A 19,507-nucleotide genomic window follows, 5' to 3' on the forward strand; every position below is an offset into this window, starting at 1 on the left:
CCGGAAGTTAGTTGTCCCGCGGCGGGGCAAAGGCTATCTGCTCGGTGCGGGCGATGCTCCGCTGGATGGCTGCCTTGTCAATCCCAAGAAGGGCTGTCAGCCACATACCGTTTTGGACCACGACGATGTCCGCCGCACGATCCCTGCATTCCTCTGGCGGCAGCGCGGGGTGTGCAGCGGACACCAGCGCCGCCAGCCCGTCCAGGTACCGGTCGAAGGCAGCGGCGTTGATCAGGGCAAAATCCTCGTGGGCCTGCGCGAGGGCCCAGAGGTGCAGGCGGAGGGACAGGTACCGCGTGGTCAGCAGATCCGCGCCGGCAACCCGGTGCAGGGCTTTGCGGAGCTGCTCATCCGGGGCCAACGACGGGTCCGGTGCCACCAGCCTCAGGTCGTGCTCGTCTACGCTGTGCAGTGCCGCCCGGATCAGGCTCATCTTGTCGTCGAAGTAGTAGTTGACGAGGCCCAGCGCGACGCCGGCTTCACGGGCCACGGCCCGCATGCTGACGCCCGAGATACCGTGGCGCGAGAGCAGATCCAGGGCCGCTTCGAGAATGCGCGACTGCCTGTCAACCTGTTCGCCGGAGTTCACGGTATTTGTCCCCATCCGGCCACACTATTGCCAAAGCAGGAGGAGCGCACTTTACGCAGGAGAATCCCGCCCTGCTGGAGCGGGGCGGGGGTTCCCCAGCGGTCCAGGTACACCAAGTAGTGGCGATGTCGGCCGCCGTGGGAAAACGAGTACTTAAGCGGAAAGACGGGTGGGGGATTACGCGTGTGCTCCGCCCTGCCGCCGCCTACCGTTAGTCCAGGCAGCGGCCAGAGTGGGCCGCCCGATGGTCTCAACAGGAGCTCGCATGCGCACTTCCCCGTCCAAGTCTGTCCTCTCACGCCGGCTCGCGGCCGCCGTCGTCCTGCCGGGCCTGCTCACCAGCAGCCTCGTGCTGATCCAGCCGGCCGCCGCAGGTACCAGCGCCAACGCCGGGATCTGCAATGGGGTGGTGAACCAGCTGGCGCACCGCGGCCCCGTCCAGGAGAACCTGCTGAAGGCAGTTGCGAAGAAGAATGCTGATGTCATCGCCAGGCTCCAGGCGGAGCGGGTACCGCTCCAGGAGGAAATGGACACGCTGAAGGCGGAGATCACCGCACTGGACGGGGAATCTGCCAGGTTGGCGGAGGAGGCAGCTGTGCTGGAGGGTGCCCTGAAGGTGGCCGAGTCGGATATCGCACAGCTCACCGTTGATAAGGGTGCTGTGCAGGCAACCATAGATTCGACGACAGCAACCCTCGCCAAGCTGCAGGAAGACAAGGCCAACCTCGTCGCCGAACTTACACCGCTGCAGGAGGACAAAGCTGCCGCGGAGGCGGCAGCCGAGGACCTCAGGGTCGAGGCCGCCGCCGTTGCAAAAGACATCGCTGGCACCCAGGACAATATTGACGCAGCGAAGGCCGAGCTCCTCGCGCTGGAGCAGGCGGCAACCGAGGCCGCTGACGCGCTCGCGGACAAAAAGGCCCAGATTGCAGTTGCTCAAGACCAGCTCACCGCCCTCGAAACTGCGGCCGCGAAAGCGGCAGACGACGTGGCTGCCGCACGCGAAGCCGTCAAAGCAGGGGAGATGGAGCTCGACCGCCTCGAAGCGGCGGGAGTGACAGCCGGCGAGGCTCTGCAGAAGCAGCAGGGCCTCGTGGATGCTGCAAAACTTGCCCTGGCCAACCTTGAGGATGTCGCTGCGGAGGCAGGCATTGCGGTTACGGCAAAGGCAACTCAGGTGGCCGCAGCCCAGGGCCAGCTGGAGAATCTTCAGGCGGCGGCACGCACAGCTGCCGCTGCACTTACCGCGAAGAACGGCCAGATCACATCTGCGGAGGAAGAGCTCGAAGGCCTTCAGGCCGCCGCGGCTGCTGCTGCAGAGGCCATAGAGGTCAACGCCGGCAGCCTGACTAGCGTCGCCGCTGACATTATGACGCTCACAGAGCAGGTCAATACCGCAAACGCTGCCGTCGTTGCCACGCAGAGCGACTTGATCACGGCGCAAAATGAACTGGGCCAGCTTCAGCTGGCCAAGAGCACATATGAAGCAGATATTGCGGACCTGACGGCGAAAATTGAAAAAACGAATGGCAGTGCAAATGGCCTCATCACCCAGCGCACTGCCAAACAGGCGCTGCTCGCCGGCGTCGACGCGCAGATTGCCGACAAGACAGCGCTGATCTCGAGCTTCCAGGGCGACCTCGCAACCCTGAACAGCCAGGTGACCTCGCTGACCACCCAGTTGCTGGTAAAGCAACAGGAAAGCAGTTCGCTGCAGCAGCAGGCAGCACCCCTGCAGGCGACACTTACCGCGGCTAACGTAGCGGTTGCCTTGAAGGAAGGAGAAATTACGGCCCTGAAAGCCGAACTCCCGGCACTCGGGGATGCCGTCACCAAGGCCAACAGCGCGGTGGCCGGCCAGCAGGCGGTCCTGGATGGGCTCCAGCAGGAATTGACGGCAGCTCAGAAGGCAGCGGCCGGGGCTGCGGCTGCCGTCGCTGCGCAGGAGGAGGTTGTGGCAGGCCTGGAAGAGGCCTTGTCAACGCTTGCCGAGCACGTTGAGTCTGCGCAGCAAGCCATTGCGGACCAGAACGAAGACCTGGCTCAGAAGAGGTCAACCCTGGAGAGCGCCCAGGAAGCGGAGGTGTTGGCGGCCGTCGCGGTGGAGGACAAGAAAGCTGAGCTTTCCACCCTGCAGGGCCAGCTTCCCGCCCTGCAGGCCGACGTCGATGCAGCCAATGAGGCGGTTGAGGGAAAGACCAGCCAGATCGTCGCCCTCAACCTGATCATGGATGGGTTGGTCGCCCGGCTGGGCGATTTGAACGCGGACATCAAGGCCAAGGAGGCTGAAATCGTTACCCTCCAAACCAGGGTGGCGCCGCTCTTGGATCAGCTCAACCAGCTGAATGATGAAATCAGCACCACCGAAGCAGCCCTCAAGGACCTGCAGTCCCAACTGACAACCCTCGATGGACAGTTGACCGCGGCCCAGGGAACGTTGCTTACGCTGCAGGCCCAAAAGAAGCAGAATAACTTCACGATCACCGCGCAGCGGGCGGTGGTCACTGGCCTGCAGGCCCAGCTTGGTGCGGTTCAGACACAAATCAAAGCCATCGACGGAACGATCGCCCTGGGAGGCTGCGCCGTCTGAGCCTTGGACTGTGGCGCCTAAGGCAGCGCGGTACACGGAGGGGCCAGGTCACCATGACCTGGCCCCTCCATGTCAGCTTTGTGTGGCCAGGATCAGCCCAGTGCCTTGATGACTTCCTTGGCGACGTCCTCGCTGGACTGCGGGTTCTGCCCGGTGATGAGGTTGCCGTCGCGGACCACGTTGGAGGTCCAGGCGGCCCCGTTCTCAATCACCGCACCCTTCTCCTTCAGCGCGTCCTCCACCAGCCACGGCGTGTTCTCGCCCGTGCCGCCGCCCAGCTCTTCCTCGTTCGTGAAAACGGTCAGGCGGCGTCCGGCGAAAACGAACGTGCCGTCGTCGTCCGTTGCGCTGAGCAGCCCGGCGGGACCGTGGCAGAAGGGGGCAATGACCTTGCCGTCCTTGTTGGCTGACACCAGCAGCCGGCCCAGGTCGGCGTCCTTGTACAGGTCGGCCATGGGTCCGTGCCCGCCCGGCATCACCACGGCGTCATAGGCGGAAGGGTCGACGTCGGCAAGCACCAGCGGGTTCGAGAGCTCGCCGTCGATGGACGCCAGGTAGTCCCGGAAGCCTTTCGCGCGGTCCTCGCCGCCCGCGGATTCCGCGGCCAGGCTGACCTGGTCCACTGTGGGTTTAGCCCCGCCGGGGGTGGCGAGGTGGACCGTGTGGCCGGCGTCGAGCAGCGTCTGGTGTGCCACCACCAGCTCCTCGGCCCAGAAACCGGTGGGGTGTTCGCTGCCGTCCTTCATGGTGAGGGAATCGGCTGCGGATACAACCATCAGAATGTTTGCCATGGTGTTACTCCTGTCGTTGGGGACTGTTTTGCCGTGCTGCTTCTCCATCCGCCGCGGTTATCCGGCTGCGGCTTCAAGTTCAGCGTAGGTGTCCTCGTCCAACGTGACATTGGCCGCGGCCAGGTTTTCTTCCAGGTGCTTCACGGACCCGGTGCCGGGGATCGGCATCATCACGGGGGAGCGGCGCAGCAGCCACGCCAGCGCCACCTGCGAGGTGGTGGCACCAAGGCGCTTCGCAGCCTCATCCAGCGGCCCGCCCGGCTGGGCAAGCTCGCCCGCTGAAATCGGGGCCCACGGGATGAAGCCGATGCCGTTTTCCTCCGAGTAACGCAGGACATCCTCGGAGCTGCGGTCCGTGAGGTTGTACCGGTTCTGGACGGTGGACACGGTGAAGTGCCTTCCGGCGGCTTCGAGTTCCTCAACGCTGACCTGCGAGAGGCCCAGCGCCCGGACCTTGCCCTCGTCCTGGAGCTCGCGGAGCACACCGAACTGCTCCTCAGCGTCCACCTTGGGGTCAATCCGGTGGAGCTGCAGCAGGTCCAAAGTGTCCACCTTGAGCTTCCGCAGGCTGAGTTCCGTCTGCTGGCGCAGGTACTCCGGCCGGCCCACGGGAATCCACTGGTTGGGGCCGGTGCGGGTGAAGCCCACCTTCGTGGCAATCTTCAGTCCGTCCTTGTAGGGGTGCAGCGCCTCAGCCAGGATCTCTTCACTGATGTTGGGGCCGTAGGAGTCGGCGGTGTCGATGAAGTCCACCCCGAGTTCGACGGCGCGGCGCACCACCCGGACCGCGGTGCTGCGGTCAGCGGGCTCACCCCACACACCGTCACCGACAATGCGCATGGCACCAAAGCCAAGCCGGTGAACGGTTCCCAGGTCCTTCAGGTCAATCGTTGCGGACAGTTCCAGCTGGTTCGACGTATTCAGGCTCATAGGGGCGGCAACATCATAAGTTTGCTGAGTATTCCTGGACGGGTTGAAATAAGCCGGCCCCCGCCGTCGTTATGCATCAAGTGCCTGCCGCGATCCGGCGGGCGCGAACCCAATGAACAGCTTTGAAAGGCCGGCACCCGACGTGACTCTCCCCCTCTCCATCCTTGACCTGGCAACCATCGGGAAGGGCCAGACGGCGGCGGAGAGCTTCGCGGGCAGCGTGGCCATGGCACAGAGCGCGGAAAAGCTGGGGTACCGCCGCGTCTGGTACGCCGAGCACCACAACATGTCCTCGATCGCCTCCTCCGCCACCAGCGTGCTCATAGCCCACGTCGCCGCTCACACCGAAAGCATCCGCCTCGGCGCCGGCGGCGTCATGCTGCCCAACCACTCACCACTGACCATCGCCGAGCAGTTCGGCACGCTGGAAACCCTGCATCCGGGCCGCATCGACCTTGGCCTGGGACGTGCGCCGGGAAGTGACCAGAACACCATGCGCGCGCTGCGGCGGGACCCGATGTCCGCCGACAGCTTTCCGCAGGACGTCCTGGAGCTCCAGGGCTATCTCACCGGGCCCACCCGGATCCAGGGCGTGGAAGCCACCCCCGGCAAGGGCACGAACGTGCCGCTGTACATCCTGGGCTCGTCCCTGTTCGGCGCGCGCCTCGCCGCCCAGCTGGGGCTGCCGTACGCGTTCGCCTCCCACTTTGCCCCGAACGCCCTGCAGGACGCGGTGGCCCTCTACCGCCGGGAGTTCAAGCCCTCGGCGCAGTTGGATGCCCCGCATGTCATCGCCGGTGTGAACGTCATTGCCGCCGATTCGGCCTCCGAAGCGCAGGCCATGATGCAGGCCACCAAGCGTGCCCGGGTGTCGCTGTTCTTCGGCGGCGGCCGCGAGTTCACGGACGACGAGGCGGACATGATCCTCGATTCGCCGCAGGGGCAGCACGTCTCCCAAATGATGACGTATTCCGCGGTGGGAACGCCCGACGTCGTCATGGACTACCTGGACAGTTTCGGCCGGCACGCCGACGCCGACGAGCTCATCGTGGCGCACCAGAGCACCGGCACGGACGCCCGGCTGCGGTCCGTGGAGCTCCTGGCCGAAGCCGCGGGGCTGGCACGGGTTTGAGCGGGCAGTTATCGCCCGCCGTGCATGCAGCCGCAGGGACCGCAGACTTTTACACATACGCAATACAGGGGACTTTCGGGGGTAACCGCTGAGGCTGACGATGGGAGTGCCCCCTCCGGAGTTCCGGGAACCCCGGGGAGGGGCACCAACCGGTAGCCCGCAGGAGATCCAGCGGCTGTAGTACCGGCCCGGTCCTGCCTCAAAGGGGTACATGGATGCCAACGCCGTTGAACCAAAGCGTCGCGGATTCCGCACTGCTCACCAGGTCCCTGCCGCTGGGCATGCTCCGGACATTCGTCCAGTCCGACGCCGCCAACGAAGGGCTCACGCCTGCGCTGCTGGCCGAACTGAAGGTGCTGGCCCGGGTACCGGGGCTGATTGTGGCCTGCAATTACGGTGGAACCCTGTGCGACGCCGAAGGCATCTCCACCGAGACGCTCCCGCTGGGAAGTGCCGCCATCGCGCTGCGCGCCCTGGCAGCGCTACCCAACACCCACGCCGCCGTCATCTCCGGGCGGTCGCTGCGTGACCTCGCCGCTGTATCACGCCTGCCGGCGGAGGTGCACCTGGTGGGCTCGCACGGCGCCGAATTCGACATGGGGTTCGCGCACCAGCAGACCCTCGCCACCGAGTCTGTCCTGCAAAAAGTCCACGCCGCGCTCAACGAGGCCGTGGGGTTCCAGAAGGGCATCTGGATAGAGCGCAAACCAGTGGCCGTTTCGGTGCACACCCGGCCCGCCGCCCCGGACATCGTGGCTGCCGTGACGGACACCGCACGGGAGCTGGCCCGCTCCCACGGACTGCACTTCATTGTGGATGGCTCCGTGCTGGACCTGTCCGTGGTGGAGCCGTCCAAGGCGGAGGCCCTGGAAAGCCTGCGGTCCCGGCTGGGAGCCAGCGCGGCCATGTATGCGGGTGACGCTGACAGCGATGAGCTGGCTATGGCCACCCTGCGCGGTCCGGACATGGGATTGCGGGTGGGCCCGGGGGAGACTTCCGCCTCCTTCCGGCTCCGCGACCCGGAATCCTTCGCCCGGGTGCTGGCGATCCTGTTCGAGCTGCGGCGTGCCTGGCTGTTCGGCGAGGACGCCGTGGGCCTGGAACGGCACAGCCTGATCGGCAACGGATCCTCTACCGCCCTGGTGACACCGGACGCGAAAATCTGTTGGATGAGCCACCCCCTGCCTGACTCCGGATCGCTGTTCGCGCACATCCTGGGCGGTGACGCCGCAGGCCATTTTTCGGTGGAGCCGGTCAAGGCCTCCCAGGTGTTGGGGCAGCGCTACGTGGACAGCACCATGATTGTTGAAACCCGGTGGGCGGACGTCACGGTGACGGACTACCTGGAGCCGGCCCCGGACGGCATCACCAGTCTGGTCCGGGTGCTCTCCGGCAATGGCGCCGCCAGGATCACCTTTGCCCCCCGGCCGGACTACGCCAACGCCCCGTTCAGCATGGAGGCCCGCGGCGAGGAACTGCACGTGGTAGGAACCTCGGAGCCGTTCATCCTGCTGGCGCCGGGCGTGACCTTCAGCATAACTTCGGACGGGCGCCATGCCACGGCCACCGCCGCCGTCAACCTGCAGGACGGTCCGGTGGTGCTGAATCTGCGCTGTGGAGACACGGAGCACCAGCCCGCGGTACCCGAAAGTGAGGCGGACCGGCGCTCCGCGGTGGCGCTGCATGCCCGGCAGTGGGTGCAGGGGCTCGTCCTGCCGGGCGTCAAACCATCCCTGGTCCGGCGGTCGGCCCTGGTGCTGCGTGCCCTGGTGCATGAGCCCACGGGCGCGGTCCTGGCGGCTCCCACAACCTCGCTGCCCGAAGGGATCGGCGGGACGAGGAACTGGGATTACCGGTACTGCTGGCTGCGGGACGGTTCCATGACGGTCAACGCGCTGGTGGACCTGGGCTCCACCCGGGAGGCCGCGGGCTTCCTGTCCTGGCTGGGCCGGATCCTTGAGCACGCCCCCGGCCCCGAATGGTTGCACCCCCTCTATTCCGTAACGGGCGCACCCCTTTCCACGGAAGCCGTCATCGACAGCCTGCCCGGGTACGCCGGGTCCCGACCCGTGAGGATCGGCAACGCAGCTGACCACCAGGTCCAGCTGGATGTCTTTGGCCCCATCGCCGAGCTGATCCTAGCCTTGAGTGAACGGGAGGGGGCACTCGCCGACGAACACTGGGAACTGATGGTCCAGATGGCGTCAGCAGTCCTGGCCCGCTGGCACGAACCCGACCATGGCATCTGGGAGGCCCGCCGGGCACCGCGGCACCACATCTACACCAAAGTGATGTGCTGGGTGACCCTTGACCGCGCACTCCGCACGGCCTCCCGCCACGGTCGGGCTCCCGAGGCAGCCTGGGCGCCGGTGGCCGCCACCATCAGGGACGAAGTCCTGCGGGAGGGCTGGGACGAGTCCGCGAAGTCCTACACGGTGGCCTATGACAGCCCGGACCTGGATGCCGCCGTCCTGCACATCGGGCTCTCCGGGCTCCTGGACGTCACGGACCAGCGGTTCCTGGATACCGTCACCGCCGTGGAGCGGGAACTCCGGGTGGGTCCCACCGTGTTCAGGTACCGGTACGACGACGGCCTGCCGGGGCTGGAGGGCGGCTTCCACATCTGCACCACCTGGCTGATCGAGGCGTATGTTGCCACGGGCCGGATCGAGGAAGCCTGGGACCTCTTCGACCAGCTGGTGAACCTCTTCGGGCCCACCGGGCTGCTGCCGGAGGAGTACGATCCCGGCACCGAAACGCACCTGGGGAACCACCCCCAGGCCTACTCCCACCTCGGCTTCATCCGCTGCGCCCGGATCCTGGACGAACACCAGGACAAACGATAATCGGCGTTCTTCCTGGGTACCTAGAGTGGAGGTGACACCACCCGGAAACCGAAACGAGACCCATGTCCGCCACCCGCGCCCAGGGAGTGGGCTTCCGTTCTGAACGGGGCCCCATCCTCATTGCCCTGATGCTCGCCACCGGGTTGGTGGCCATCGATTCCACCATCGTGGCCACGGCCGTTCCGTCGATTGTCCGGGACATCGGCGGGTTCGAGTCGTTCCCCTGGCTCTTTTCGGCGTACCTGCTGGCACAAGCCGTCTCCGTGCCCATCTACGGAAAACTCTCGGACATGGTGGGCCGCAAACCGATCATCCTTGCGGGCATCGGGCTGTTCCTCCTCGGGTCCGTACTCTGCGGCATCGCCTGGAGCATGCCCGCGCTGATCGCCTTCCGTGCCCTGCAGGGACTCGGAGCCGGCGCAGTGCTGCCTGTCTCCATCACCATCGCAGGGGACATCTACTCGCTGGAGGAACGGGCCAAGGTCCAGGGCTACCTTGCGAGCGTGTGGGCGGTTTCCTCCGTGGTGGGACCAAGCCTGGGCGGCATATTTGCCGCAGTGGGCTTCTGGCGCGGAATCTTCCTGGTCAACATCCCGCTGTGCCTTCTGGCGGGATGGATGCTCGTCCGGACCCTGCACGAGAACGTGGAAAGAGCCAAACACCGCGTGGACTACGCCGGTGCGGGCCTGTTGGCGGCTTCGCTTGGCCTGTTGATCCTTGGCGCCCTCGAGGGCGGCCAGGGCTGGGCCTGGACTTCACCGGTGAGTCTTGGCATCTTTGCCGTGGGCGGGGTGCTGCTCGCCCTGTTCCTCGTGGTGGAACGGCGCGCGGCGGAACCGGTGCTGCCATCCTGGGTGGTATCCCGCCGGCTTCTTGGCACCACAGCCCTCGTGTCCTTCGGCGTCGGCGCCGTCATGATCGGGCTGACGTCCTACGTGCCCACGTTCCTGGAAGGTGCGCTGGCCAGCTCGCCACTGGTGGCCGGGCTGGCTTTGGCGGCACTCACCCTGGGCTGGCCGATCAGCGCCTCGCAGGCCGGACGCTTCTACCTGCGGATCGGGTTCAAGGCCACAGCGCTCATCGGCATCTCCATCACCGTGGCCGGCCTCGCGGTCCTTGCACTCACCGCTGCTGCTCCCAGTGTGGCGCTGGTCGCCGCCAGCTGCTTCATCGTCGGACTCGGCCTGGGGCTGGTGGCCACCCCCACCCTCATCGCTGCCCAGTCCAGCGTTTCCTGGAATGAGCGGGGCGTGGTCACCAGCACCAACATGTTCGCCCGGTCCATCGGGAGCGCACTGGGCGTGGCCGTCTTCGGCGCCGTGGCCAACGCCATCTATGGGCAAACGTCCGGAGGCGGCAGCAACGGCCCGGCGGTGGTGGCCGCTTCCGGTGCGGTCTTCGTGGCCGCCCTTGCGGCCGGGGTCCTGACGGTGGCAGCAGTCCTGGCAATGCCTGCCGTGCGGGCGGCCACAAAGGACGGCAGTGAAGACGGCGGGGGCAGCGGGGAGCCGGTCCTCACCGACGCGGAGGACAGCTCCCGATAGCCTGCCCCAAGCTAACTTTCGGAACCCAGCGGCGGCGATCAGCGGCCAGCGCGGAAGATCTCCGGAGCGGGCCGGGTGCCGGTGGCCAGGTCCGCAAGGACCCGGCCGATGACGGGGGTGAATTTGAAACCGTGGCCCGAGAATCCGGCGCCGATCACCACGGGGCCGATCCGGTCCAGGACGAAGTCCTCGTCCGGGGTGGTGGTGTAGGTGCAGCTGACCGCCTCGAAGGAGTCGGCGTCCACCCCGGGCAGCCATGTCCGGGCGTACTCCTGGAGGGCGGCGAGCTGCACCGGCTCCGGAAGGAAGGACCGCCGGTCCGGATCCACCACGGGGCCTACTCCGTGCCAGCCGGCCTTGATTCCCTCACCCGGGGTCTGCATCCCGTACACCGGGGAGTACCAGTTCCGGTACTCCGACCCGGTGCCCGGGTAGTGGTTGAAACCAGGCCACGCTGCTCCCGGGTCCTTGACCCGGAAGTGCGCCGGCTGCTCCTGGGTGACGCGCAGCTGAGGAATCCTCAGCCCGGAGCCGTTGGTGACCGCTCCGCCCAGGAGTTTTTCCGTCCAGCCGCCGGCCGTCACCACCACCTGCGCCGCGGCGAGCACCTCCGTTCCCGCAACGGACTCCACCACCAGCCGGACGCCGTCGTCCATGACCTGGAAGTCCACCACCCTGGTGTGGTGCCGCATCTCGGCGCCGCGGGCCACGGCGAGCCGCTGCATGGCGGGGAGCGCAGCGTCGGGGTTGAGCTGGCCGCCGTCGGGCAGATGGAGTACCTGCTGGTCGAAGCGGATGCCGCGCCAGCGTTCCGCCGCCTCTTCGGGGTGGAGGAATTCGGCGCGGATCCCGCCCTGCTCCAGGGCGGCGGCAACGTCGGCGAACAGCGGCTCCGGCCCGTGGTTGACCACCCCCGTGCGCGCCAGCAGCTGTTCGCCGCTTTCCTCCTCAAGCTCGTCCCAGAGGGCAAGCCCCTCGGCCAGCATGGCAACGTACTCGGGTTGGTGGTAGCCCGGGTTCAGGTTGCGGGTGGTGCCGTGGGAGGCGCCGATCCGGTGACCGGGCCCGAACTGCTCCACCAGCGTCACCTGCCGGCCGCGGCGCGAGAGCGCCCACGCGGCCGCCGAGCCCATCGCCCCGCCGCCGATCACCACGGTGTCCACAACAGTTTCCATCAGCCCTCCAGGGTCAGGTCAGCAGCAGCGCCACGCCGATCATGGCCGGCACTGCCACCACGGTGGTTATCAAAACGGTGTCCTTGGCCACGGTAAGGCCGGTCTTGTAGCGGCTGGCGGCCACAAAGACATTCTGCGCGGTTGGCAGCGCGGCGGTCACGACGACGGCGAACAGGATGTGGCCCTCCAGCCCCAGCAGGAAGCGGGCAAAGAGATAGGCAAGTGCCGGCTGGACGCCGAGCTTGAACGCGCTGGCAAGGAGCGTGTCTACGCGGCGGGCCGCGGAGGCCTGCAGCGGGCGGGTGCCGTTCAGGCTCATGCCGAACGCAATCAGCATGGCGGGAATCGCTGCGCCGCCGATCAGGTGGATCGGTTCCATGACCAGGTCAGGCACCTTCCATCCGGTGCCCGCCACCAGCAGGCCCAGCGCCGAGCCGACGATCATGGGGTTCCGCAGGATCATCACAGCGAAGTTCAGCGGCGTGGTGCGGTGGCTGCTGGTGCTCGAGTCCAGGAGCATCAGGAACAGCGGCGTGAAGAAGGCGAGCTGGAAGATCAGGAGCGGCGCCACGTAGCTGGCGTCGCCCAGCACGTAGACCGCGATGGGGATGCCCAGGTTGGCCGAGTTGACCAGCGACGCCGCCATGGAGGACATCAGCGACTCGGGAAGCGAACGTTTAAGCCAGAACTTGGCAATGGCAAAGAAGATCATGGCGGTGGCGGTGGCGGACACCGCCGCTACCAGCAGCGGAGCCGCGAAGACTTCGGCGAGGCGCGCCTTGCTGAGGGTTTCAAAGAGCAGTGCCGGGCTGGCCACGAAAAACGTGAGGGAGCTCAGCACCTGCCGGGCGTTGTCACCCAGGATCTTCTGCCGGCCCACGAACCAGCCCACCAGGATGATGCACCACACCACAAAGAAACCCGCCAGCACGCCTAGCATGGGACAGCCAGCAGGGCGCGGCGGAGCAGGGGACCGGGGCTCACGCTCCGGTTACAGTGCGGCGTTGTTAAGTGCGAAAGGGGGGCGCAGCAAGCCCGGGGTAAGGCCCTCGGCGGGGTCGTTCCCCAACTGGATCACGCGGTTGTTTTCGTCCACGTGGACCACCCTGGGCTCGTAGCTCTTCGCTTCCTCGGTGGTCATCTGCGCGTAGGTAATCAGGATGACAATGTCGTTTTCCTGCATCAGGTGGGCCGCAGCCCCGTTGATGCCGATGACGCCGGAGCCGCGCTCGCCGGCAATGGTGTAGGTCTCAAGGCGGGAGCCGTTGGTCACGTCCACGATGGACACCAGCTCACCCGGCAGGATGTCGGCGGCCTCGAGCAGGTCCAGGTCAACGGTGACCGAACCTACGTAGTGCAGGTCAGCGTGCGTGACGGTGGCCCGGTGGATTTTGGACTTGAACATTGTTCGATTCATAACGGCTTCAGTCTAGCGGCGGGTGCCCTGCCGCGCAGTGACGCAGGAAACACTTGCGCAGGGACGGTCCCGGCGCAGTGACCTCCCGCGTCATGGCGCACGGAGGACCGGGGTTCCGGATTGCAAGGACACGTTCGACGGCGGCTGGTCACCCGGCGACGTCCCCCGCCACTGCTCCTGCCGTGGCCGCAAGGGTTTCCCGGGCAGCCAGGATGGCCGGGCGCTTTGCGCTGGAGCGGCGGACCGACGTGAAGACGGTGCGCCGCGGCTTCCCCGGCAGGTCCAGGAGCCGGGCCGTGGTGTCCCGGCCGGTCCACACCAGGTCCGGCATCAGCGCCACGGCGTTGCCTGACTCGATCAGCCGGATCTGGGCCTGGAGGTCAGCGGTCTCATAGCGCACGTCGGGTTCGAACCCCGCGCTCCGGCAGGCCTGCTCGGCCCAGTGCCTCGACGCTGCACCCCGCGGCTCCATCACCCAGGCGAGTTCCGCGGTGTCCTCGATCGAGGAGATGGCGGGGCCGCCGTCGGACGCCGGCGGAACGGCGAGCCGGATGGCATCGGTGGTCAGCCTGACCCTGTCCAGCTCGGGATAACGGGGGGCGGCATGGCCCGGATACTGCTCGGCAATGACGAGGTCAAAATCGCGGGCCCAGGTTTCGTGGAGGGCGGTCTCGGGCTCGCGCTGGATCATCTCGATCCGGACCTCGGGGTAGGTGCGGGACATGCGCGTGAGTGTTTCCGGCATGAGGGCAAGGGCTGCCGACTGGAAAACGGCAATCCGGACGGTGCCGGTGACTGTGGTCAACGATGCGGCCAGGTCCGCCTCGGCCTGCTCCATGGTTTCCAGCAGGCTTGCGGTATGCGCCACGAGGACTTCGGCCTGGGGTGTGAGCTGCACCCGGCGCCCCGTCTTGCGGAGCAGCTCGACGCCCACTTCCTTTTCCAGCAGGGCAAGCTGCTGGGAGACCGACGACGGGCTGTACTGCAGTGCCTCCGCCACCTCCGCGAGGGTCCCCCTGATGCTGAGTTCACGGAGCAGACGGAGCCGGCGGACGTCAAGCATAGGGTAATCCTTACCGAAACTAACGAATATAGGTTAGAAGTAGTCACTTTATCTAACGCAATCCCGCTTGCATACTGTTGGGACCGAGTTACCCCCGTCACAAGCGATTCTTCGCGCGCGCCGTGACGGGGTCGCACCCCAAGCAGGAGTTCCTGATGAGCACTAGAGATATGACCCAGTCGATCATGCGGCGCAAGCCCATTGACGACATTGAAGAAGAGAACAAACATAGTGGCCTCTTTAAGTCACTCGGGCTTTGGCAGCTTACGGCAATCGGCGTAGGCGGCATCATCGGCGTCGGCATCTTCTCCCTCGCGGGACTGGTGGCCGCCGGCAGCGAGAGCACACCCGGGGTGGGGCCCGCGGTGTTGATCTCCTTCCTGGTGGCGGGCCTTGCGTCCGCCGCCGCTGCTTTGTCCTACGCGGAATTTGCGGGCATGATTCCCCGCGCCGGTTCCGCCTACACCTACGGATACGTCGCGCTTGGCGAGATCATCGGCTGGTTCATCGGCTGGGACCTTTTGCTGGAGTACATCGCCATCGTGGCGGTGGTTGCTATCGGTATCTCCGGCTACTTCGACGCCTTCCTTTCGGGAATCGGCATCAACATGCCCATCTGGATGACCTCCACCGCTGACGAGGGCCGGGGCGGCATTGTCAACATTCCGGCCATCGTGGTCTGCCTGATCGTGACCTGGATCCTGTCCCGCGGCACCAAGGCCTTCGGCCGGTTCGAACTCGTGGCCGTTGCCATCAAGGTCATCCTGATCCTCTTCATCATCGGACTGGGCGTCTTCTACATCGACACCAACAACTACAACCCGTTCATGCCCAGCGGCTTCGGCCCGGTCCTGGCCGGCGCGGCCACGGTCTTCTTCGCCGTCTTCGGCTACGACGCCATGAGCACCGCGGCGGAAGAGGCCAAGGACGGCAAGAAGCACATGCCCAAGGCCATCATCCTTTCCCTGATTATTGCGATGCTGCTCTACGTGGCAGCCACCCTGGTGCTGACCGGCATGCAGAACTACAAGGACATTGACCCCACGGCCGGGTTTGCCTCCGCCTTCACGGGTGTGGGCCTGCCGGTGATCGCCACCATCATCTCGGTGTTCGCCGTCCTGTCCATCCTGACGGTGATGCTGACCTTCCTCCTGGGCGTTACCCGCGTCTGGTTCTCCATGAGCCGCGACGGCCTGCTGCCCGGCTGGTTCTCCAAGACGGACCGCCACGGCACCCCGCAGCGCGTCACGTGGATTGCCGGCGTCGCCTCCGCCCTGCTGGCAGGCGTGTTCCCCATCAAGGCTGTTGCCGACCTGACCAACATCGGCATCCTGGCCGCGTTCGTCGTCGTCTGCTTCTCGGTGATCGTGTTCCGCTACAAGAAGCCGGACGCACCCCGGACCTTCCGCCTGCCGTTCATGCCGTTCATCCCGGCCTTCGGTGTCCTGGCATCGGCATTCCTGATGTTCCAGCTGCACTGGGAAACCTGGGCGCGGTTCGGCGTCTGGCTCCTTGTTGGCCTGGCGATCTACTTCTTCTACGGAAAGAAGCACTCGCTGATGAACCCCAACAGCCCCCGGCATGAGGAGATCGTGGAGATGCACCGCCCCCTCGTCTGACCCGCCCCGGGGACGCTCTCTCACTTAATGCCGCTTAAACACGGACGCTCTATCACCTTCCTGTGGGGGGGTGATAGAGCGTTTCCGTTTTTCCCGCATCAGGTGGGAGAGCGTCCGGAAATTTGCGGCGTTAAGTGAGAGAGCGTCGGGTGGGGGAAGGGGAGCCCGGCCGGGCTCGATGCTTCATCTTTTCTAACCTGTATTGCTTAGAAAAGATCGCTTTATCTTATGTGACTGGAAGCTCATACTGGTGGATAAGACCTCCTTGAACCCCAGGAAAGAACGAGAAAAAGCCATGACCCACATTGCAATGGAACCGGCAGTCGCCACCGGAACTGCGCCCCGGACTGTCGACGTCGACGTGCCCCAGGCCAAGGCATTGGCCAACGAAGCGGTGGCCCTGGTCCGCCACTGGCTGACGGAGGCGTCAAAGGTTCCCGTGGACGCTTCCGCCCAACAGCTCGCCGGCGTCTTGAAGGACCCCAACGGCCTGGAATTCACCGTTGGCTTCGTGGACGGCGTGGTCCGCCCCGAGGACCTGAACGTCGCCGCACGCAACCTCGCCGCGCTGGCCCCCAAAGTCCCCGCCTTCCTGCCCTGGTACATGCGGAGCGCCGTGGCACTTGGCGGAACCATGGCCCCGGTCCTGCCGCAGGTAGTCATTCCCGTCGCGCGCAAAGTCCTGCGCGAGATGGTGGGCCACCTGATCGTTGACGCCACCGACGCCAAGCTGGGACCCGCCATCGCGAAGATCCGCAAGGACGGCATCAAGCTGAACGTCAACCTCCTGGGTGAAGCCGTCCTGGGCGAGCACGAGGCCTCCCGCCGGCTCGAGGGCACGCACACGCTGCTGGCGCGCCCCGACGTCGACTACGTCTCCATCAAGGTCTCCTCCACGGTGGCCCCGCACTCGCCGTGGGCCTTCGACGAGGCCGTTGAGCACGTCGTCGAGAAGCTCACCCCGCTGTTCGAGCGCGCAGCGTCATTTCCCAAGGCCAAGTTCATCAACCTGGACATGGAGGAGTACAAGGACCTGGACATGACCATCGCGGTCTTCACCAGGATCCTGGACAAGCCCCAGTTCAAGAACCTTGAAGCCGGCATCGTGCTCCAGGCCTACCTTCCGGACGCACTTTCCGCCATGATCCGCCTGCAGGACTGGGCCGCTGTGCGCCGCGCCAACGGCGGCGCGGCCATCAAGGTCCGCGTGGTGAAGGGCGCCAACCTGCCCATGGAGCAGGTGGAAGCCTCGCTGCACGACTGGCCGCTGGCAACGTGGGGAACCAAGCAGGACTCGGACACCAGCTACAAGAGCGTCATCAACTACTCGCTGCACCCGGAGCGGATCAAGAACATCCGGATCGGCGTGGCCGGCCACAACCTGTTCGACATTGCCTTCGCCTGGCTCCTTGCCAAGCAGCGCGGCATTGCGGATACCGCACCGCAGAGTATCGAGTTTGAGATGCTGCTCGGCATGGCGCAGGGCCAGGCCGAGGCCGTCAAGAAGGACGTCGGCTCGCTTCTGCTCTACACCCCGGTGGTGCACCCGGCCGAGTTCGACGTCGCCATCGCCTACCTGATCCGACGCCTCGAAGAGGGCGCCAGCCAGGACAACTTCATGTCCGCCGTGTTTGAACTCAGCGAGAACGAATCGCTGTTCGAGCGCGAAAAGCAGCGTTTCCTGTCCTCCCTCGAGGCGCTGGACAACAGTGTCCCGCCGGCCAATCGCCAGCAGGACCGCAACCTCCCGCCGCAGCCCCTGCCGCATGACTCGTTCAAGGACACCCCGGATACGGATCCCTCACTGCCGGCCAACCGCGACTGGGGCCGCGCCATCCTGGAGCGCGTCCCGTCCTCCACGCTCGGCAACGCTGCCGTGGAAGCCGCCTTCATCAACGACGAAGCAACGCTGAACGACGCCATCACCACCGCCGTCGAAAAGGGCAAGGCCTGGGGGCAACTCTCAGGCGCCGAACGTGCCGAGATCCTGCACCGCGCCGGCGACGTCCTGGAAGCCCGCCGCGCCGACCTGCTCGAGGTCATGGCCAGCGAGACCGGCAAGACCATCGATCAGGGCGATCCCGAAGTCAGCGAAGCGGTGGACTTCGCCCACTACTACGCCGAGTCCGCGCGGAAGCTGGACAAGGTCGACGGCGCCACGTTCGTCCCAGCCAAGCTCACCGTGGTCACGCCGCCGTGGAACTTCCCGGTCGCCATCCCGGCGGGGTCCACCCTCGCAGCACTCGCCGCCGGCTCCGCCGTCGTGATCAAGCCTGCCAAGCAGGCCGCCCGCAGCGGCGCCGTGATGGTCGAAGCACTGTGGGAGGCAGGTGTTCCGCGCGATGTGCTGACCATGGTGCAGCTGGGCGAGCGGGAACTCGGCAGGCAGCTGATCTCGCACCCGGCTGTCGACCGGGTGATCCTCACCGGCGGCTACGAGACCGCCGAACTGTTCCGGTCCTTCCGGCAGGACTTGCCGCTGCTGGCCGAGACCAGCGGCAAGAACGCCATCATCGTCACCCCCAGCGCGGACCTGGACCTGGCAGCCAAGGACGTGGCGTACTCCGCGTTCGGCCACGCCGGCCAGAAGTGCTCGGCCGCCTCACTGGTGATCCTGGTGGGTTCGGTGGCCAAGTCCAGGCGCTTCCACAACCAGCTGATCGATGCCGTCACCTCCCTGAAGGTGGGCTACCCGGAGGACCCCACCAGCCAGATGGGTCCGATCATCGAGCCCGCCCACGGCAAGCTCCTCAACGCGCTCACCACCCTGGGCGACGGAGAAAACTGGGCCGTTGAGCCCAGGAAGCTTGACGGCACCGGCCGGCTCTGGAGCCCGGGCGTGCGCTACGGCGTCAAGCGCGGCTCCTACTTCCACCTCACCGAATTCTTTGGCCCCGTCCTGGGCGTGATGACCGCCGACACCCTGGAAGAGGCCATCGCCCTCCAGAACCAGATCGAGTACGGCCTCACCGCCGGGCTGCACTCCCTGAACTCCGAGGAACTGGGCGTCTGGCTGGACAGTATCCAGGCTGGAAACCTCTACGTGAACCGCGGCATCACGGGCGCCATTGTGCAGCGGCAGCCGTTCGGCGGCTGGAAGAAGTCAGCCGTAGGTGCAGGCACCAAAGCCGGCGGACCCAACTACCTGGCAGGCCTGGGCGACTGGGCCCCTGCCACAAGCACCGCGGAGGCCGGCATCACCCACCCGGGCGTGCGCCGCATCCTTAACGCGGCCGGCTCCGCCCTGGAACCCGCTGAGCTCGAATCCGTCCACCGTGCGCTCGCCTCCGATGCCCAGGCCTGGGCCGAGGAGTTCGGTACCGCCAAGGACGTCTCGGGACTCAGCGCGGAACGCAACATCTTCCGCTACCGCAGCCTTCCCGTGACGGTGCGCCTGTCCGAGGGTGCGCCGCTGGCGCACCTGGTCCGGACCGTGGCGGCCGGCGTGCTGGCGGGCTCGGAGCTGACCGTCTCCACCGCCGTCGAGCTTCCCGCCCAGCTGCGCCCGGTGCTGCTTGCCTTGGACATCGAGGTGACAGTGGAGTCCGACGCCGACTGGCTGGCTTCCGCGGGCAGGCTCGCCGCGGCGGGCAAGCTGTCCAATGGCCGCGTCCGCCTGATCGGCGGCACAGCGGCGGCCCTGGCGAAGGCCACCGGGGGACGTCCCGACCTGGCAATCTACGCACACCCGGTGACCGAAGCGGGCCGCGTTGAGCTGCTGCCCTTCCTGCACGAACAGGCCGTCAGTATCACCGCGCACCGGTTCGGCACCCCGAACCACCTCTCGGATGCCCTGATCTAGCAGCCCTGG

General features: G+C 66.3%; 13 protein-coding genes. 6 read left to right on the forward strand and 7 right to left on the reverse strand.

The features are described 5' to 3' along the window. Positions 1-7 precede the first annotated feature (7 nt). Positions 8-604 (reverse strand): TetR/AcrR family transcriptional regulator, encoded by a 597-nt coding sequence (locus tag AC6CHP_RS07305; RefSeq protein ID WP_498228875.1) that lies wholly within the window; start codon positions 602-604, stop codon positions 8-10. Positions 605-854: 250 nt separating this feature from the next. On the opposite strand from AC6CHP_RS07305, the gene AC6CHP_RS07310 reads away from it, so the two are divergent. Next, positions 855-3,179 carry a coiled-coil domain-containing protein gene (locus tag AC6CHP_RS07310; RefSeq protein WP_498228877.1) on the forward strand — a complete coding sequence of 775 codons (2,325 nt, stop codon included), beginning with the start codon at positions 855-857 and terminating at the stop codon, positions 3,177-3,179. 92 nt (positions 3,180-3,271) lie between these two features. Here AC6CHP_RS07310 and AC6CHP_RS07315 read toward each other — a convergent pair whose 3' ends face one another. Both AC6CHP_RS07315 and AC6CHP_RS07320 read right to left on the reverse strand, forming a co-directional pair. Further along, positions 3,272-3,970, reverse strand: coding sequence for a type 1 glutamine amidotransferase domain-containing protein (locus tag AC6CHP_RS07315; RefSeq protein ID WP_498228879.1), 699 nt, complete (start codon positions 3,968-3,970; stop codon positions 3,272-3,274). 57 nt (positions 3,971-4,027) lie between these two features. Next, positions 4,028-4,900 carry an aldo/keto reductase gene (locus AC6CHP_RS07320; RefSeq protein ID WP_191036243.1) on the reverse strand — a complete coding sequence of 291 codons (873 nt, stop codon included), beginning with the start codon at positions 4,898-4,900 and terminating at the stop codon, positions 4,028-4,030. A gap of 142 nt (positions 4,901-5,042) precedes the next feature. Here AC6CHP_RS07320 and AC6CHP_RS07325 point away from each other — a divergent pair, with 142 nt between their 5' ends. From AC6CHP_RS07325 to AC6CHP_RS07335, 3 genes are all read left to right on the forward strand, one after another. Next, the gene (locus AC6CHP_RS07325; RefSeq protein WP_066279953.1) at positions 5,043-6,032 is read left to right on the forward strand and encodes an LLM class flavin-dependent oxidoreductase; all 990 of its coding nucleotides are present in this window, start codon (positions 5,043-5,045) and stop codon (positions 6,030-6,032) included. Positions 6,033-6,247: 215 nt separating this feature from the next. Then, the gene (locus AC6CHP_RS07330; protein WP_498228882.1) at positions 6,248-8,878 is read left to right on the forward strand and encodes a trehalase-like domain-containing protein; all 2,631 of its coding nucleotides are present in this window, start codon (positions 6,248-6,250) and stop codon (positions 8,876-8,878) included. A 62-nt stretch (positions 8,879-8,940) separates the two neighbouring features. Continuing rightward, on the forward strand, positions 8,941-10,422 hold the full coding sequence (locus AC6CHP_RS07335; RefSeq protein WP_188730966.1) for an MFS transporter: 1,482 nt from the start codon (positions 8,941-8,943) through the stop codon (positions 10,420-10,422). A 38-nt stretch (positions 10,423-10,460) separates the two neighbouring features. Here AC6CHP_RS07335 and AC6CHP_RS07340 read toward each other — a convergent pair whose 3' ends face one another. The 4 genes from AC6CHP_RS07340 to AC6CHP_RS07355 form a co-directional block, all read right to left on the reverse strand. After that, on the reverse strand, positions 10,461-11,597 hold the full coding sequence (locus tag AC6CHP_RS07340) for an FAD-dependent oxidoreductase (RefSeq protein ID WP_498228884.1): 1,137 nt from the start codon (positions 11,595-11,597) through the stop codon (positions 10,461-10,463). A gap of 13 nt (positions 11,598-11,610) precedes the next feature. Continuing rightward, positions 11,611-12,537 (reverse strand): AEC family transporter, encoded by a 927-nt coding sequence (locus tag AC6CHP_RS07345; RefSeq protein WP_188730971.1) that lies wholly within the window; start codon positions 12,535-12,537, stop codon positions 11,611-11,613. Between the two features lie 51 nt (positions 12,538-12,588). After that, positions 12,589-13,014, reverse strand: a complete 426-nt coding sequence (gene panD, locus AC6CHP_RS07350; protein WP_172801470.1) for an aspartate 1-decarboxylase — start codon at positions 13,012-13,014, stop codon at positions 12,589-12,591. Positions 13,015-13,162: 148 nt separating this feature from the next. Continuing rightward, positions 13,163-14,077 (reverse strand): LysR substrate-binding domain-containing protein, encoded by a 915-nt coding sequence (locus AC6CHP_RS07355; protein WP_377193001.1) that lies wholly within the window; start codon positions 14,075-14,077, stop codon positions 13,163-13,165. Between the two features lie 155 nt (positions 14,078-14,232). Between AC6CHP_RS07355 and AC6CHP_RS07360 the strand changes: the two genes are divergently transcribed. Both AC6CHP_RS07360 and AC6CHP_RS07365 read left to right on the forward strand, forming a co-directional pair. Next, positions 14,233-15,696 (forward strand): amino acid permease, encoded by a 1,464-nt coding sequence (locus AC6CHP_RS07360; RefSeq protein WP_188730975.1) that lies wholly within the window; start codon positions 14,233-14,235, stop codon positions 15,694-15,696. Between the two features lie 295 nt (positions 15,697-15,991). Further along, positions 15,992-19,498 carry a bifunctional proline dehydrogenase/L-glutamate gamma-semialdehyde dehydrogenase gene (locus AC6CHP_RS07365; protein ID WP_498228887.1) on the forward strand — a complete coding sequence of 1,169 codons (3,507 nt, stop codon included), beginning with the start codon at positions 15,992-15,994 and terminating at the stop codon, positions 19,496-19,498. Positions 19,499-19,507 lie beyond the last annotated feature (9 nt).

This window comes from Pseudarthrobacter sp. GQ63 (assembly GCF_059758765.1).